Source organism: Streptomyces sp. NBC_01006 (assembly GCF_045162725.1).
Classification (GTDB): domain Bacteria; phylum Actinomycetota; class Actinomycetes; order Streptomycetales; family Streptomycetaceae; genus Streptomyces.
In genome coordinates this window covers 8,252,623-8,268,624 of sequence record NZ_CP108700.1, presented here as the reverse complement: position 1 = coordinate 8,268,624, position 16,002 = coordinate 8,252,623, and the positions used below count along the sequence as shown (strand labels likewise).

The window sequence follows — 16,002 nt, the reverse complement described above, 5'->3', positions numbered from 1 at the left end:
CCCGGTGGTGGGTCACTTTCGGCCATCTCCCGGGCGATGTCGTGCGCAGAGGCACATGTGGGGCTTTCGGGGGCAGGCGAGGGGGTGCCCATCCCGTGCGCCGCCCGACCCGGCCCACCCGGCCGGCCGCAGGCGGCGCTCGACTCAAGGAGGTTTCGCGATGCTGATCACCGTCACCCGTACAGGCGGGTTCGCGGGCAGGGAACGGACCGCTTCCCTCGACACGGAGTACCGGAGCGACGGCGCCGAGCTGGAGCTGCTGGCCGAGCGAGCCCTGGGCGGCGAGTGCCCCGCAGACGGGCGACCCGTGCCGGATGGGTTCAGCTACGTCGTCCACGTCGACGGCAAGCTGGTGGAGTTACGGGATCCGTACCTCACCGAGGACCAACGGCAGCTGATCTCCACCGTCCTGGGCGAGGGCGCCTGACCTTCCCGCCCGCCCCGGCTCCCTCGGCGGGGTGCCGTACCGGGTCCGGATGGGCCCGGTACGGCACTTGCAGGCGCCCCGGCCGGGTCGGTCCGGCTCAGGCCGCCGCCGTCGTGCCGTCCGCGGCAGTGCGCCGGGCGGCGGCGCCCATCCGTTCCCGGGCCGAGGCCAGCGCGGCATCGATGTCGCGTGTCCCGGTCGACACGCACAGCGTGTAGACCACGTCCTCCAGTCGCTGCCGCACCGCTCCCTGACGGCCTCCGGCATGGAGCTGCGACACGGTCTCGTACTCCTCCATCAGACGCGCCAGCACCGCAGGGTGAGCCATCAGCACGATCTCGCTCCTTCACACATCGCCATCACGGGGCCGGGACGGCACTGCGCCTCGTGTGCCCCGGGCCGGGCGTCCCATGCGCCACATGCGTCTAACTGGCCGAGAGTGTGCGGTGGTTGTCGCGGTGGACAGTGACCCCGGGAACGCGCTACCGAGGGGCCGACGGTCAGGTCGGCCTCGCCGTAGCGGCCCCCTCTACGCGGGGGCGTCGCTCGGTACGGGGCTGTCGCAGCCCGGATGGCCCCAGCGGGTGCCGAGCTTGGTGATCTGCTCACCGGCCGCGTACGACCTGCCGCAGGGGCAGCTGCCGGGGAACTTCGCCTTGATGGAGCCGCCCCGGCTGCGCGCCGGCTTCTTGGCTCCGGCCGCGGGCTTGGCGGCGCGGGGCGCGGAAGCACGGGCAGGAGCGGGGACGGGGAGCGACGCGCTGCCGAGGGCCGTGCCGGCCGCCTGCTGGGTGACGGCGGCGTCACTCGCGGCCTGGTCGGCGATCGCGTTCAGAAGGTCGCCGTCCTCGCGGTGGGCCGGAACGTAGCGGAATTCGACGTCCCGCTCGGCGAGCAGCTCGTCGATCTGCTCGACGAGCTCCCGGTTGGCGACGGGTTTGCCCGCCGCGGTCTTCCACCCGTTGCGCTTCCAGGCCGGGAGCCACTGGGTCACGGCCTTCATGGCGTACTGGGAGTCCATCCGGACCTCGACGGCCGTTCCGGGGGCCAGGGACTCCAGCAGCCGCTGAAGAGCCGTGAGCTCGCCCACGTTGTTGGTGGCCCGGCCCAGGGGACCGGCCTCCCAGCGCTCCGGGCGGCCCTGTGTGTCGGCGATGACCCACGCCCAGGCAGCAGGTCCGGGATTACCCTTCGCCGCGCCGTCGCAGGCGGCAATGATGCGATCAGACATCCCCCGATCATGCACCACGGCCGCCCCGGCACGAATTCGGCTACGAGCGGCGTTCGTGGAAGCGGCGAGGCGCTCTGACGGGCTGCCCGCTGCGCGGATTGCGGGGCGGCGGCGCTGGCCCCATAGTCCGAGGTATGGACGCGCGCGAAAAGGCGCTCCGACGGGCGTACGGCCATGCCGCCCGGTGGCTGGCGAGCCTGGACGACCGCCCGGTTCCCGCCCGCGCTTCGGTCGACGAGATCGTGGGCGCGCTGGGCGCCGAGCTGCCCGACGGTCCGAGCCCGCCGTCCGATGTCGTCGACCTGCTGGTCACGGCCTGTGAGCCGGGGCTGACCGCGTTTCCCAGCGGCCGCTTCTACGGATTCGTGGTCGGCGGCACCGAACCGGCCGCGCTGGCGGCGGACTGGCTGGTCAGCGCGTGGGACCAGAACTGTGTGATGCGCGCCGTCTCGCCCGCGTACGCGGCGGCGGAGGACGTTGCCGGCATGTGGCTGCTCGACCTGCTCGGCCTGCCGGGTGGCAGCGCCGTCGGCTTCACCACCGGTGCCACGATGGCGAACTTCACCTGTCTCGCCGCCGGGCGCGACGCGGTGCTGCGTCGCGTGGGCCGGGACCCCGCCCGCGACGGGCTCGCGGGTGGGCCGGCGGTCCGCGTCCTCGTCGGCGAGGACCGCCACATGGCCGTTGACCTGGCGCTGCGCTATCTCGGACTGGGCAGGCCGGAGGCGGTGGCGGCGGACGGTCAGGGACGCATCGTGCCGGAGGCCCTACGGAGCGCCCTGGCGGCCGGCGGAGAGAAGGACGGCGGACGGAGTCCGACGATCGTGGTCCTCCAGGCGGGAGACATCCACTCCGGCGCGTTCGACCCCTTCGTCGAGACGATCCGTGCGGCTCGGGCGTCGGACGCATGGGTGCACGTCGACGGAGCCTTCGGGCTGTGGGCGGCCGCCTCGCCGCGGTACGCACATCTGACGGCGGGCGCCGCGGACGCCGACTCCTGGGCGACGGATGCCCACAAGACCCTGAACGTCCCCTACGACTGCGGGCTCGCCATCGTGCGCGACCCGTCCGCGCTCCGGGCCGCCATGGGCCTGCGCGGCGATTACCTCATCCAGGACGAATACGGCGACCCCATCGACAAGGTTCCCGAACTGTCCCGGCGCGGCAGGGCCTTCACCGTGTGGGCCGCACTCAGGTCCCTCGGCCGCTCGGGCGTGGCCGACCTCGTCGAGCGGCTGTGCCGGCACGCCGACGCGTTCGCCACGGGGATCGCCGGGATCGACGGCGCGACGGTCCTCAACGACGTCGTGTTCACTCAGGTGTGCGCCGAGTTCGGCAGCGACGAACGTACGGAACGGGTGCTCACCCGGTTGCTCGCCGACGGCACGGCGTGGATCAGCGGCTCCACCTGGCGCGGCCGTCGCGTCATGCGGATCTCGGTGAGCAACTGGTCGACGACGGATGAGGACGTGGCGCGCGCCCTCGCCGCGATCCGTCGCGCCTCCGCCGGCTGAGGCCGCCGGTCGGGCTTCCGGGGTGCGGCTCGGCAGGGGGTTCGCCAGACTGATCGAGATGATCGCCACGACGGAAGCCGCCGGGCCGTCCCGCCGCGACTGGCGGCATGGTCTGCTGCCGCCGCTCGTCGCGTGGCTGATCGCGAACCTGATCACCTGGCTGGTCGCAGTGGCATCCGTCGCCGGTGACGGATCCAAAGTGGAGTACTGGTCCTCGGAGAGCCGCCGGCGGTGGGATTCCGAGCACTACCTGTCCATCGCCAAGACCGGATACGAAATGTTCCGGTGCCGGGAGCGGTACCCGGACTTTCCCGATGTCGTGTGCGGAAACGTCGCCTGGTTTCCCGGGTATCCCATGGGAATCCGCGCGCTTTCCGCCACCGGGCTTTCGTATGAGACATCAGCCGTCGTCATCACCGAAGCGTCCCTGTTCGGCATGTTCGCGGTGCTGTGGTGGCTGCTCGGCGCCCGGCTCACCTGGGCCACCGGACTCACCCTCGCCATCGGCGCCGTGTTCCCAGGCGGTGTCTACTTCCACGCGATGTTCCCGATCGCCATAGGCACGCTGGCGTTGCTCGTCTGTGTCGTCGGTGTGAAACGCGGTAGCTGGGGCCTTGCCGCCGCCGGTGGCTTCGTCGCGACCGCCTGTCATCTCGTCGGCGCGGCCGCTGTCGGCATGCTGCTGCTCAGCGCGTTCTTCGCGTGGCGGGCGGACGCCTGGCCGCTCCGGTTCGCGAAGGCCGGGTTGTCGGCGGTTCTCGCCGCCTGCGGCGTGCTCTGGGCGAAGTGGCTGATGTGGCAGGCGACGGGCCGCTGGAACGCGTACGAGGTCATCCAGGCGTCCAGCTACCAGCAGGGCGGCCTGCGTGAGCCATTCGCCGAGATGAGGAAGGCCTACGGTTTCCCGTTCAAGGACTGGTACACGCCCGAGGGGCACCTGCCGTGGCTGGTGGAGCACAGCCTCACCGCACACAGGTCCCAGCTCTGGCTCAATGCCGTCTTCATCCTGCTGATCGTGGCGACCGCCGCGGTTCGGCTCCTGCGAAACCGCCGGCTCGACGTCGAGGAGTGGGCCGCTCTGATCCTGACGGTGGCGATCTTCCTGCTGCCGTTCTTCGCCGGCGCGGAAATGTCCTGGTACCGCAACCACGCACAGATGTTCGTCGGGCTCGTACTGGTCAAGCGCATGTCCCGATGGGTTCAGGTACCACTCCTCCTGCTCTGCTCGGTCCAGTACGCCCTTCTGGCGTCAATATTCTTCGCTGGGGTGCTGGTGTAAAGCGCAAAGGTTTCTCCAAGCCCGCACTCGCAGAGAGTGGCAAGCATCTCTCGACGCGGTGCACATATCGCAGATATACGGACATTCCAGGCGGAGTCTTGCGCGTGACGGACCTCATGCTGTGTGCATCACCATTGCTCGACCCGATCGAGTTTGCGCATAGTTGCCGGTGCTACGCCCATGCAGAACCGAGCGAAACGCCGAGCGAAACGGACCTTGTCATGCCCTTCCCGCCCACTTCGCCGTGCGCTCCCGGCCCTGGGCGGCACAGATGAAGACCGCGTCCGAGCGGCTGCGCGCCGGACTGGCTGCCGGTGCGGTCGTCGTCACCCTGTTGTGGGCCGCCCAGATGCACCTTTCCGCCCGGCCCGACGAGCTCATCGGGGCCGCCGCGCACCTCAGCGGGCTCCTGGCCGGCTACGGCATCCTCGTCATGCTGTTCCTGATGGCACGCGTACCGGCCGTCGAGCACGGCGTCGGTGCCGACCGCCTCGCCCGCTGGCACGCCTTCGGCGGCCGCTGGGTGCTGCTCCTGTGCGGCGCCCACGGCCTGTTCGCCCTCGTCGTGTACGCCCTGCACACGGGGACCGACCTGCTGACCGCCACCGGGGCCATGTTCCGCTACCCGGCCCTCATCGCCGCGTTCGCGGGCTCGGCCCTGCTGGCGGGTGCGGGCCTGTTCTCCGCCCGCGCCGTGCGGCGCCGGGTCTCGCACGAGGCGTGGCGCGGCATCCACCTGCTGACGTACCTCGCCGCCGCGCTGGGCTTCGTCCACCAGCTGGCCGGCCCCGACGTGTCCGTCACCGCCTTCACCACCTGGTTCTGGGCCCTGCTGCACACCGTCGTCGGCGTACTGCTCGCCTGGTACCGCGGGATCGTCCCGGTCGGCCAGGCCCTGCGGCACGGACTGCGCGTCGCCACCGTCGAACAAGAAGGCCCCGGCGTCGTCTCTGTCACCATCCAGGGCGCCAGGCTCCGCGAACTGCGCGCCGAGCCCGGCCAGTTCTTCCGCTGGCGGTTCCTGCGGGGCGGCCTGTGGCACACCGCCCTGCCGTTCTCGCTCTCCGCTCCCGCACGCGACGACCGCCTCCGCATCACCGTGAAGGCGCTCGGCGGGCACTCCCGGCGGGTCCGCGGGCTGCGGCCCGGCACCAGGGTCCTGGCCACCGGCCCGTTCGGCGCTCTCACCGAGCGGCGCCGCACCCGCCCCAAGGTCCTGCTGATCGCCGGCGGCATCGGCATCACTCCGATGCGCGCCCTCTTCGAGTCCCTGCCCGCGAGCCCCGGTGACCTCACCCTGCTCTACCGCGCGGGCGACGCCGGCCAACTGGTCCTGCGCGATGAGCTGGAGGCCATCGCAGCGTCCCGCCAGGCCGCACTGCACTACCTGGTGGGCCGTTCCGACGCCGCGTACGACCCGCTCGCGCCGCAGGCCCTGCGGGCGCTCGTACCCGACCTGTCCGACCGTGACGTCTACCTCTGCGGGCCGCCCGGCATGGCCGACGCGACGACCGCGTCGCTGATCAGGGCGGGCGTCCCGGCCGCGCGCATCCACTCAGAGTGCTTCACCTACTGAGGACGCCGATTCCCCTATGAACCAGTACTCCGCACCCCGGGAGCCCGCGACGCCGGCCGGCGAGCCACAGCCGCAGGCTCAGGCTCGCCGGGCGGGCGCCCGGCACCGGAAGTCCCCGCCGTCCCGCAGACTCGCCGCCGGGCTCGCCCTGGCCAGCGTCGTGGCCGCGACGCTCATCACGCTGACCGTCGACCCGGCCGCGCCGACCTCGCCGGCTCCGGACGCGACCTCGCGCACGCAGCTCGCGCGCTGAGCGAAGCCGCCCAGCCGGGAACTCCGCCGTGCCGGTGCTGCTCGGTCAAGTGGCTCTCCTGGTGTACCCACAGCAGTACGGCCCCGGCGCCCTGGGCACGATGAGTACGAAGGCCGGCCGACCCTGAGTACGCCCGCTCAGGCGAACCGGCGCCCGGGCCCATTGGCTGTACCCATGCACCAGACACCCCCCACCCCGACCACGGGCAGCGTCACCGAAACTCCTGCCGTCGACAAGGTGTTGATGTGGGCCACGACCTTGGCCGTGGCCCTCATCCCGGTGGCCTTCCTCTTCGGGGCTCTGGCCCCGATGGCTGCGGAGGTTCACCCCCGGACCGTGGCGGTCGTCACGACCTGCTGGTGGGCGTCCTGGACGGCCACTCCGCTGCTCGCGGTGGCCTTCAGGCTGTCCCGGCGACACCCCGCCCTGACCGCGGCCGGCCGCTGGGCAGGATGGGCCGCGCCGGTCCCGCCGACCGTCACGATCCTGCTGACCCTCGGTCTGTAGGCAGCAGCCCGGGTGGTCGCCCGGCGTCAGGCCGGCGGCGTCGAGCAGGCACGGCGGCGGCGGACGGCCACCGCCGCGGATGCAGCCGGCAACAGGCGTCCAGACGGGCTACTCCGCCGGGTGCGGGCGGGCGGGGGCTTCGATACTGGCCGCGCGAGGCGTCGACGACGGGCGCCGTGAAGAAGGAGCGCCGACGTGAACGCACCGACGACCGGGGAATCCGGCTGCGCACTGATGAAGCGCCTCGCCAAGGAACTCAAGGCGAGCATTCGGGCCACCGAGGATCACGCCGCCGAGGTGTCGCGCAGGATCGCCGCACTGGAGGCGCAACCCGATCCGGACGAGAACCAGATCAAGGCCCTCAAGCAGACCCTGGAAGTCCTCAGGAAGAAGATCGAGGAAGAGACCGCGTCGCTCTCCACCCTTGAGGACGTGATCAGCGAGAACTGCTAGGCATGGGTTCGCGGGCGACTACGATGCGTGGGTTCGACAGGGCAGGGCAGCGGGGGTGCGTGACGTGAGCGGGAACGGCGGGGGCGGGTACGCGGGCGGGGGGCCGGTGGGCGGGCCGGGCGGGCCGCCGCCGGCGGGCTGGGCCGGCCAGGGGTACCCGGTCCCTCCGCAGGGAGCCCCGTACGCCCCACCGCCGGGGTATCCGTACGTGCAGCAGCCGGGGTATCCGTACGCGCAGCCGGTCCCGGCGCAGGGGTATCCGTACGGGTGGGGCCATCCGCAGGTTCCGCCGCCGCGCGTCGAGCCGTCGCGGGGCCGGAAGATCCTGCGCGGCCTCTACAACCCGTTCTACGCCGCGCAGTCGGCCTTCCGTCCTTCGCGTCCCGGGATCGTGCACGATCCGGAGGTCCGCAAGCTCCAGCTGTGGCGGACCGTGCTGGGACTGGTGGCCTGGGTCGGCCTGATGTTCGCCTACAAGGCGGTCCTCAACGCCGACGGCGTCAAGGCCGTGGCGGACGACCGTCTCGACCAGAGCTGGTCCAGCGTCCTGGTGCTGGTCTGCACGTTCCCCGTGGTGGTCGGCGCGTTCGTGGCGGCCGCGCGGGGCGAGTTGCGGCGCGTCTACCTGCGAAGGGCCCTGGGGTCGCTCGGCGCGGTGCTGGCCATCATGGCCTCCATGGGCACGTCGGCGCTCGCGATGGCGCCGGAGTTGGCGGGGCTCCGGGACGCCGTCGGGCTGCCGGGAAAGATCGTCATCGGGGTGCTGTGCCTGTGGTCGATCGGATTCGCCCTCTACGGCATCGGCCTGTCGCTCGTACACGTCTTCCGCACCGCCGACATCCATGAGGTGGTGCCGCCGGTCCTCGCCGGCATCCTGGTGTGGGAGATGGCGCTCCTCGATGTGGTCACCGGCGCCTACCCGCAGGTCCCGGCGGGCGCCCGGGCGGTCTTCATCCTCGGCGCACCCGTCACCGTCACGGCCCTGTCCTGGTGGGAGATGCACCGGCTGCGCCGCCACCACGGGCTGACGGTCCGTAACGCGCTGGGGCGCTGACGGCGGACCGCGCGGCCGCCGGTCAGGCGCCGCAGGTGCACCCGGCGGTGGTGCCGCAGCACGCCTGCGGCACGCCGTCGGCGCTCTTGCCGAGGTGGTCGGCGTCGGCCTTGACCACGTACACCTCCCAGGGCTCCTTGCCGGGGCCGGTGACCCACACCTTGTCCTGGAGGGCGTAGCAGCACGAGGTGTCGTTCTCCTCGAACGTCGCCAGGCCCGCTTCCTTGAGGCGCTCGGTGGCGGCGTCGACGTCCTCGGTGGAGGCGACCTCGACGCCGAGGTGGTCCAGGCGGGTCGGCTCGCCCGCCTCGCCCTCGATGAGGACGAGCTTGAGCGGCGGCTCGGTGATGGCGAAGTTGGCGTAGCCCTCGCGGCGCTTGGCGGGTTCGGCGTTGAAGAGCTTGGAGTAGAAGGCGATCGAGCCTTCGAGGTCTGCGACGCGCAGGGCGAGCTGGACACGGGACATGACGGTCTCCGATCAGGGCGCAGCTTGTTTCGACATCTGTCGATACAGTCGACGTTGCCACCGGATTAGATGGATGTCAACATAGAGAAATGTCGAAACAAGCTGGTCTGCCGGTGCTCGGGCAGGACGACGCGGCGTGCTGTGCGCCGATGGTGCGCGAGCCGCTGGGTGAAGGGGCCGCGGCCGAGCTGTCGCGGATGTTCAAGGCGCTCTCGGATCCCATCCGCCTGCGGCTGCTGTCGCTGATCGCCTCGTACGAGGGCGGTGAGGCGTGCGTGTGCGACCTGACCGGGCCGTTCGACGTCTCGCAGCCGACGATCTCCCACCACCTCAAGGTGCTGAGGGAGGCCGGGCTGGTGGACTCCGAGCGGCGCGGCACGTGGGTGTACTACTGGGTACTGCCCGAGCCCCTGGCCAGGCTGTCCGCGCTGCTGGAGATTCCCGCCCCGCCCGTGAAGGCCGGAACGTGAGCGCCGGGGCGCCGCTGGTCCGGCGGGCGGCCGTCGAGGGGATCGGCACGGCCGCGCTGGTCGCGGTGGTGGTCGGCTCCGGCATCCAGGCCACCGGGCTGACGCAGGACGTCGGCGTGCAGCTGCTGGCCAACTCCCTCGCGACCGTCTTCGGCCTGGTGGTGCTGATCGCGTTGCTCGGGCCGGTGTCCGGGGCGCACTTCAACCCCGTGGTCACACTGGCCGCGTACGTCACCGGCCGCCGCAGCGGCGACGGCCCCGGCCTGCGCGAGGTCGCCGCGTACGTACCGGCGCAGGTGGCCGGGGCGATCGGCGGCGCGGTGCTCGCGAACGCGATGTTCGCCGGGCCGGTGGTGGCCTTCTCCACCCACGACCGGTGGGACGCGCACCTGTGGCTCGGCGAGGTGGTGGCCACCGCCGGGCTGGTCTGGCTGATCTTCGGCCTGGCCCGGGCCGGCCGCGCGCACCTCGCGCCCGTGCTGGTCGCCTCGTACATCGGGGCGGCGTACTGGTTCACCTCCTCCACGTCCTTCGCCAACCCGGCGGTGACCATCGGCCGGGCCTTCACCGACACCTTCGCCGGGATCGCCCCCGCCTCCGTCGTACCGTTCCTCGCCGCGCAGCTGCTCGGTGCCGCCCTCGGGCTGGCGCTGGTCGCCGCTTGCTTCGGCCGCCCGGCGCCCGCCCTCGGGGACGAGGCCGTCGTACCGCAGCAGCCCGCCACTCCCGTCCCCGCCCCTACCCGACCCGCTGAAGAAAGTTCCCTGACCTCATGAGCACCTCCGCCGTCCCCTCCGTGCTGTTCGTCTGCGTGCACAACGCCGGCCGCTCCCAGATGGGCGCCGCCTTCCTCACCCACCTGGCCGGGGACCGGGTCCAGGTCCGTTCCGCCGGTTCCGCGCCCGCCGACGCCGTGAACGCGGCCGTGGTGGAGGCCATGGCCGAAGTCGGCATCGACATCTCCGCCGAGACGCCGAAGGTGCTCACCGTCGAGGCGGTGCAGTCCTCCGATGTCGTGATCACGATGGGTTGCGGGGACGCCTGCCCGTACTTCCCCGGCAAGCGGTACCTGGACTGGAAGCTGGCGGACCCGGCCGGGCAGGGCGTGGCGGCCGTGCGCCCGATCCGGGACGAGATCGAACACCGCATCCGCGGCCTGCTCACCGAGCTCGGCATCGAGACTGCGGCCTGACCGTGGCCCCTTCGGGGCGTGCGCATCACGGTGATGCGGCCGGAGTCGAACGCCGCAGGCCTGCGCGGTCCAGGTGGGGCGGCCGCTGATCTCGCCGGGTCACTTGGCCGCCAGGTCGCTTCTGATCACGGACACGGCGGCCGCCAGTCGGCCGATGCCCTTCTGCACCTCGCGTATGCCCTCCGAGGCCTGGGCCTCGTCCTTCTTGCCGGCCCCGGCGACGCACTCGTTGCCCCCGTGTTCGAAGGCGGTCAGGGCTTCCTTCCAGAGGTCCTGGGCGTTCTTGCTCGGGAGGGTGTCGAATTTGTTGGTCTTCGCCACTTCGGTCAGCAGCTCCTGGCAAGCGGGGCCCCACGTGTCCATCGGGCGCATGCTCACCTCGTTGACCCGGCTGGAGGTGTCGGACAGTGCCTTGACCCTGCCCTCGCCCCCGGAGGACCACCAGTCCTTCAGTTCCTCGGCCGGGGTCGAGCTACAGCCTGCGAGCAGCACGGCAGTGGCGACGGCGGTGGTGGCGACGGCGAGTATGCGGACGCGGAAATGCATGGGCCCCCCTTGTTCGGTCGTGCCGATGCTGCCAGCAACCCCCGGACCCGGTGGGGCCAATGCCGGAACTCCCGGCCGCCCGGCCCCGTTCAGCCGGGTGTCCGGGGCTCCGGGTGGGGGTCAAGCCCGGCAGCGGAGCATTTCCAGTGGGGGGTTGGTGCGGAAATCCGCCCAGAACTCCGTACCGAACTTGCGCACGCCTGCATCCGACACCGGGATCGGGACCCAGGTCAGGTCGGTGAATCCGGCCGCGCGCAGGCAGTCCTCGTACACCTCGCGGCGCGGACGGTTCGCGACGAACGAGACCGGCGGATCGAGGAGCGCGGTGGTGCGGACCCGCAGTCCCGCCTCGACCTCCTCGCCGGTCAGCTCGCTGAGGAAGCCGTACTTCTCCGGGGTCGGCCCGTCGAAGCCGAAATCGGGCGACTGGTTGAGCAGGAAGAGCTCGCCGCCCGGCTTCAGACTCCGGTGCGCGACCCGGCACATCAGCTCCGTGGTGGCGATGTCCGGGGCGTAGTTGAGGAGCTGGACCGCCAGCGCGATGTCGAACCGCTCCTCGAAGGGCCGCAGTTCGGACACGTCGCCCACCTCGTAGCGCACACCCAGCGGTTCGCGCTCCTCCAGCGCCTGCGCCACGGAGACCATCTCACCGGAGATGTCGATGCCGAGCACTTCCACGGCGCCGCGCCGCTTGAACTCCCTGCTGTAGAAGCCGGTTCCGGAGGCCAGGTCGAGGATCGACCTGCCGGTCACGTCGCCGACCAGGGCCAGGAAGCCGGGCACCACCGCGTACTGCTCCAGCGGCAGCGCCTTGAAGCCCTCGTACGCCTCGCCGATCTCGTCGTACTGCTGCACGCTCATCGCGTCTCCTCCCCGTGTGTGGTCCATGTCCTCGGCCGCGGACGGCCCCGCCCTCGGTCCGCGCCGCGACCTCTGGTTGGCAGTCTCTCCACACCCCGGCAGGCCGCCGTACTGGCAGAACCCACGAAGATCCGGACCCCGTCCCGGTCTCCCGTACGGGTCAACGGTCCGTCAGCAGTGCTCTGGCGATGACCGCCTGCGCCGGATCCATCGAGGTCTCGCCGTCTTCGAGGTCCCACAGCGTGTTCTGCAGGACCCGGCCGAGCGTCCATCCGGCGGCGCGCTGCCTGTCGAGCCCGAGGACCTCGGTCATCAGGTCGAAGCGCCGCCGTACCGCTCGGGCGGCATCCCCCGAAGCCGCCACCTCGTCCCAGCGGTTGCGGAGGGCGGGCAGCAGGTCGAAACCGGGGTCTCCGATGAGGGGTTTGGGATCGATGGCCAGCCAGGGCTCCCGCTCCGTGGCGACGCGTAGGGGAGCCAGGACGTTGTCGTAGTGCAGGTCCCAGTGCAGAAGGCGATCGCCCGGCTCGTCGCAGAGCTCCCGCATCGCCGCCGCGCAGGTCTGCGCCAGCCGGCGGTCCGCAGGATCCGCGAGGCGCGCCAGCGCCACCGGGGCCGATCTGAGCATGGCCGCCGCGATGTCGGCCAGGCGGCGTACTCCGTCGGGGGCCGGCAGGGCGACCAGACGGGACAAGACCTCGGACAGGACCTGCAGGGCGGTCATGTCGTCGTCGACGGCGGCCAGCGAACGGCCGGCGTCGAGGCGCTCCAGCAGCATGGCGCCGGTGCCGGGGTCGGTTTCGAGGAGCGAGACCGCGCCCCTTCCTGCCCATGCGGTCAGGGCCAGGGGTTCGCCCCGCGTCTCGTCGTCGACGGGCTGGAGCTTGAGCACTGCCAAGGTTCCGTCGGCACGGACCACCGGAAGCACGAGAGCGACCGTGCCATGGCTCGGCGCCCCGTCGAGACGCAGCTCCCAGCGGTCCGAGCAGTCCGCGGCGAGCGCGGGAAGCCCGGCGATCCACGCTGCACGGTGAGAGGCCGCGAGTGCCTCCGGGATGCGGATTCGGGAAATGGTCACGGCAGCATGCTGTCAGCCGACACGCGGCATGAGCCGGCGCAGTACCGCTTCCCGGAGTTCACGCGCCGTCATGGCCGGTCTCGGCAGTCAGGGAGCGCAGGGTGCGGTGGGCCGTCGCGTGGAGGTGGCGGACCACCTCCGGGGCAGCGTCGAGGGTGTAGTCGGCGCCCAGGGCAACGAGGGTTTGCGCGATGCGGGTCAGGGAGTCGTCGGAGGCGTCGACGAGGCAGGTGTCGCCGTTCCCGGGGCGGATACGGGTGGCCAGGCCCCGGGTGTGGGCGCGCAGGTGGTCGGCGGACGCCTGGACGGTGGCGACGGCCCGGTACCGGGTGGGGGCCGCCGCGAGCCGGTCGGCGACGAAGGCCGCGGGGTCCGCTCCGGGCACGGGGCGGGGAGGGACGCGGCGGCCGGTCGGGGCGGGATCGGAGATGCGGTCGAGGCGGAAGACCCGCCAGTCGTCCTTGGCGACGTCATGCGCGAGCAGGTACCAGAGCCTGCCCGAGGCGACCAGGTGACAGGGCTCCGCGCGGCGGGAGGAGGTCTCACCGTGGCGGGCGGTGTAGTCGAAGGTGAGGACCTCGTGGTCGCGGCAGGCGACGGCGAGCGTGGCGAGGAGCGCCGGATCGGCGCGCGGCCCGCGGTCCTCCCAGGTGATGCCGGCGACGGCCCCCTGGAGGGCGGTGACCCGACCGCGCAGGCGCCGGGGCAGGACCTGTTCGAGTTTGGCCAGCGCGCGCAGGGCCGTCTCCTCGATTCCGGTCAGTCCGCCGGCGGCGGTGCGCAGGGCGACGGCGATGGCGACGGCCTCGTCGTCGTCCAGGAGGAGCGGCGGCAGGTCCGTACCGGAGGCGAGGCGGTAGCCGCCTCCGTGACCGCGGGCGCTGTCGACGGGGTAACCGAGCTCGCGCAGCCGGTCGACGTCGCGGCGTACGGTGCGCACGGTCACTCCGAGCCGGTCGGCCAGGTCGATGCCGGGCCACTCCCGCCGGGTCTGCAGCAAGGACAGCAGGCGCAGGATCCGGGCGGTCGTGTCACTCGTCATGCGTGCCACTATGCCCGCGTCAAAGGACATGGCCTGTCCTGAACCAGCTCCCATGCCGTGTAGTCAGGGCCGGGGTCGGTGTGTCAAGCAGGCTGAAGCGTGCCCGGACCCCGGCCGGCGTCGCCCAGGAAGTCTTCGCCTTGCTGGTCACCTACCAGGTCCTGCGACTGCCCATGGCCGATGCCACCGGTACTCGGCCGGACGCGAAACGCCGACTACACGGCATTGGGCCTAGAAGGGGAGACCGACCAGGCCCCAACGCCGGGCGCCGGCCTCCGTGGCCACGTCGCCCCATTCGCGCAACAGCGCTGCGGCGGCGTCGAAGCCGGCGGGCCGACCCGCCCAGCCGGCGGCCTCGGCTTCGAAGGGCCCGCGCAGTTCCTCCAGCCGGGGCGCGGCCACCTGCCAGGAGCGGACCAGCTCCGACACCTCGCCGGGGGCGCTGAGCAGGAGCACTCGGGGGCGCCACGGACCGGGGTCGTCGGGGAAGCCGCGCGCGGCGGGCCGCTCCTCCTCAGCGGCGGCCGTGGGGTCCGTCCCCGTGAGGTCGTCCGGGTCGTCCCAGAACAGGCCGCGCAGGAAGTGGTCCAGGGCGTCCCGCAGTTCGGGCGCCACCGAGGTCCGGACGTCCTCCCAGGCATTGCCCAATCGGGGGTGCCAGCCGTAGGAACCGGTGGTTCCGTGGAACCGGTACTCGGCGCACCAGGACACCTGCCGCGGCCACGCCCAGCCGCCCGTCACGGCGTAGTCGGCGTCTTCGCACGCCTCGCAGCAGAAGTCGGGGCAGGCGGCATCGCGCAGTACGTTCACCCTGTCGTCCGCCGGAATCCGCGCCAGGTGCTCCCAGTCGACCATGAGCACGGTGATGTCGAGTCCCATCGGGACAGGCTAGTACCAAGGCCGTGTACCGCCGGCGACCGCGAGGGTCCCGCCGGCCAGGCCGAGGAGCAGCTTGCGGCGGCTCGGTCCGCGGCCCGGCAGGCCGCGGTGGGCACCTCGGCCGGGGCGGGTCCGGGTAACGCCGTGAGCACCGCCCTCAGGGCGAGGACGTCCGCGGCCACCGGCTCGGGGAGCCAGCCGGCCGGGGCGCTGGGGCGCTCGCCCTGCTCGACGTACGCGATCACCTCGCGCGGGGTGGGGCGTTCGCCGGGGTCCTTGGCGAGGCAGCGCTCGATCAGCGGCCGCAGGCTCGGGGGGAGGGCGGTCAGGTCCGGATCGGTGTGGACCACCCTAAACAGGGCGGCGGCCCCCGCGCCGCCTCCGAAGGGGCTCGCGCCGCTCGCGCCGAAGGCGACCGTGGAAACCGAGGGAGAACACGTCGCTCGCCGGGGTGAGGTGCTGCCCCAGCGCCTGCTCCGGCGACATGTGGGGCGCCGAGCCGATCACAGACCCGGTGGAGGTGAGCGCCGTCCCGTCGGCGGCCCGGGCGATGCCGGAGTCGATCACGTGCGGCCCGTCGAGGGCCAGCAGGACGTTCACGGGTCTCAGGTCCCGGTGGATCACCCCGACGCCGTGCACCGAGAGCAGGGGTTCCGCCAGGCGGGCCGTCAGCATCCGTAACGCGTCCTCGGGCAGCGGGCCGTGGGTGGTGACCGCCGAGTGCAGCGAGAGTCCGACGACGAACAAGGTCGCCATCGACGGAACTTCGCGTCCGTGTCGGCGTCCACCACGGGGCCGTGAACGCCCCCGACACCCGCCGGGCCGCCGCGACCTCCCGGCGGAACCGGTCCCGGAGGGCCGTGTCCCGGGCCAGGTCGGGCCGTACGACCTTCACCGCCACCGTCCGACCGCCGACCGACCGGCCGAGGTACACCTCCCCCATGCCACCCGCGCCCAGCCGTCCGGACAGGGCGTACGGACCGATCCTCGACGGATCGGCGGCACGCAGTCGCTCCATGTCTCGAATCCCCTCCCTGTGGGCCCACAGGCCAATTGCCGACGGCCTCCGCAGGTGGACTGACCGTTCCTCGGTACCGGGGGAATTGGCCGGCAACGGACGTGATGGAGCGTCATGGGGAGTCATGGGGCGTCTTCGAACCGCACCGGGATCGGC

General features: G+C 72.1%; 20 protein-coding genes. 11 read left to right on the top strand and 9 right to left on the bottom strand.

From position 1 onward, the window contains the following. Positions 1–160: 160 nt before the first annotated feature. The gene (locus OG509_RS37655) at positions 161–427 is read left to right on the top strand and encodes a protealysin inhibitor emfourin (protein ID WP_406187069.1); all 267 of its coding nucleotides are present in this window, start codon (positions 161–163) and stop codon (positions 425–427) included. Between the two features lie 97 nt (positions 428–524). On the opposite strand, the gene OG509_RS37650 is transcribed toward OG509_RS37655, so the two are convergent. Both OG509_RS37650 and OG509_RS37645 read right to left on the bottom strand, forming a co-directional pair. Further along, positions 525–755, bottom strand: coding sequence for a DUF5133 domain-containing protein (locus tag OG509_RS37650; RefSeq protein WP_406187817.1), 231 nt, complete (start codon positions 753–755; stop codon positions 525–527). Between the two features lie 201 nt (positions 756–956). Beyond that, positions 957–1,658 carry a ribonuclease H gene (locus OG509_RS37645; protein WP_406187068.1) on the bottom strand — a complete coding sequence of 234 codons (702 nt, stop codon included), beginning with the start codon at positions 1,656–1,658 and terminating at the stop codon, positions 957–959. 134 nt (positions 1,659–1,792) lie between these two features. Between OG509_RS37645 and OG509_RS37640 the strand changes: the two genes are divergently transcribed. The 7 genes from OG509_RS37640 (at position 1,793) to OG509_RS37610 (ending at position 8,294) form a co-directional block, all read left to right on the top strand. Continuing rightward, positions 1,793–3,172 (top strand): pyridoxal phosphate-dependent decarboxylase family protein, encoded by a 1,380-nt coding sequence (locus tag OG509_RS37640; RefSeq protein WP_406187067.1) that lies wholly within the window; start codon positions 1,793–1,795, stop codon positions 3,170–3,172. Positions 3,173–3,230: 58 nt separating this feature from the next. Then, on the top strand, positions 3,231–4,451 hold the full coding sequence (locus tag OG509_RS37635) for a hypothetical protein (protein WP_406187066.1): 1,221 nt from the start codon (positions 3,231–3,233) through the stop codon (positions 4,449–4,451). 271 nt (positions 4,452–4,722) lie between these two features. After that, positions 4,723–6,027, top strand: a complete 1,305-nt coding sequence (locus tag OG509_RS37630) for a ferric reductase-like transmembrane domain-containing protein (RefSeq protein WP_406187065.1) — start codon at positions 4,723–4,725, stop codon at positions 6,025–6,027. A 16-nt stretch (positions 6,028–6,043) separates the two neighbouring features. Beyond that, on the top strand, positions 6,044–6,280 hold the full coding sequence (locus OG509_RS37625; RefSeq protein WP_406187064.1) for a hypothetical protein: 237 nt from the start codon (positions 6,044–6,046) through the stop codon (positions 6,278–6,280). 174 nt (positions 6,281–6,454) lie between these two features. Continuing rightward, the gene (locus OG509_RS37620) at positions 6,455–6,787 is read left to right on the top strand and encodes a hypothetical protein (protein WP_406187063.1); all 333 of its coding nucleotides are present in this window, start codon (positions 6,455–6,457) and stop codon (positions 6,785–6,787) included. 195 nt (positions 6,788–6,982) lie between these two features. Then, entirely contained in the window at positions 6,983–7,240 is a 258-nt protein-coding gene (locus OG509_RS37615) for a hypothetical protein (RefSeq protein WP_406187062.1), read from the top strand. 64 nt (positions 7,241–7,304) lie between these two features. Further along, a complete protein-coding gene (locus OG509_RS37610; protein ID WP_406187061.1) occupies positions 7,305–8,294 on the top strand; it encodes a hypothetical protein in 990 nt (329 codons plus the stop codon). 22 nt (positions 8,295–8,316) lie between these two features. On the opposite strand, the gene OG509_RS37605 is transcribed toward OG509_RS37610, so the two are convergent. Beyond that, positions 8,317–8,760 carry an ArsI/CadI family heavy metal resistance metalloenzyme gene (locus OG509_RS37605; RefSeq protein WP_406187060.1) on the bottom strand — a complete coding sequence of 148 codons (444 nt, stop codon included), beginning with the start codon at positions 8,758–8,760 and terminating at the stop codon, positions 8,317–8,319. A gap of 89 nt (positions 8,761–8,849) precedes the next feature. On the opposite strand from OG509_RS37605, the gene OG509_RS37600 reads away from it, so the two are divergent. From OG509_RS37600 to OG509_RS37590, 3 genes are read left to right on the top strand one after another with little or no spacing between them, the layout of a single operon-like run. Then, positions 8,850–9,230 (top strand): ArsR/SmtB family transcription factor, encoded by a 381-nt coding sequence (locus OG509_RS37600; protein WP_406187059.1) that lies wholly within the window; start codon positions 8,850–8,852, stop codon positions 9,228–9,230. After that, complete coding sequence (locus tag OG509_RS37595; protein ID WP_406187058.1) at positions 9,227–10,006, top strand: aquaporin; 780 nt, start codon at positions 9,227–9,229, stop codon at positions 10,004–10,006. Before OG509_RS37600 ends, OG509_RS37595 begins: the two co-directional genes overlap by 4 nt. Beyond that, positions 10,003–10,422: an arsenate reductase ArsC gene (locus OG509_RS37590; RefSeq protein WP_406187057.1), complete on the top strand. Its 420-nt coding sequence runs from the start codon at positions 10,003–10,005 to the stop codon at positions 10,420–10,422. The genes OG509_RS37595 and OG509_RS37590 overlap by 4 nt, the downstream gene beginning before the upstream one ends. 99 nt (positions 10,423–10,521) lie before the next feature. Here OG509_RS37590 and OG509_RS37585 read toward each other — a convergent pair whose 3' ends face one another. The 6 genes from OG509_RS37585 to OG509_RS37560 form a co-directional block, all read right to left on the bottom strand. Further along, complete coding sequence (locus OG509_RS37585) at positions 10,522–10,968, bottom strand: hypothetical protein (RefSeq protein ID WP_406187056.1); 447 nt, start codon at positions 10,966–10,968, stop codon at positions 10,522–10,524. 120 nt (positions 10,969–11,088) lie between these two features. Then, complete coding sequence (locus OG509_RS37580) at positions 11,089–11,829, bottom strand: class I SAM-dependent methyltransferase (RefSeq protein WP_406187055.1); 741 nt, start codon at positions 11,827–11,829, stop codon at positions 11,089–11,091. A 160-nt stretch (positions 11,830–11,989) separates the two neighbouring features. Then, positions 11,990–12,907 (bottom strand): aminoglycoside phosphotransferase family protein, encoded by a 918-nt coding sequence (locus OG509_RS37575; RefSeq protein WP_406187054.1) that lies wholly within the window; start codon positions 12,905–12,907, stop codon positions 11,990–11,992. A gap of 58 nt (positions 12,908–12,965) precedes the next feature. Continuing rightward, positions 12,966–13,949: a helix-turn-helix transcriptional regulator gene (locus OG509_RS37570; RefSeq protein WP_406187053.1), complete on the bottom strand. Its 984-nt coding sequence runs from the start codon at positions 13,947–13,949 to the stop codon at positions 12,966–12,968. Positions 13,950–14,180: 231 nt separating this feature from the next. Then, positions 14,181–14,828: a hypothetical protein gene (locus OG509_RS37565; RefSeq protein WP_406187052.1), complete on the bottom strand. Its 648-nt coding sequence runs from the start codon at positions 14,826–14,828 to the stop codon at positions 14,181–14,183. A 351-nt stretch (positions 14,829–15,179) separates the two neighbouring features. Then, positions 15,180–15,584, bottom strand: a complete 405-nt coding sequence (locus tag OG509_RS37560) for a protein kinase domain-containing protein (RefSeq protein ID WP_406187051.1) — start codon at positions 15,582–15,584, stop codon at positions 15,180–15,182. Positions 15,585–16,002: the final 418 nt, after the last annotated feature.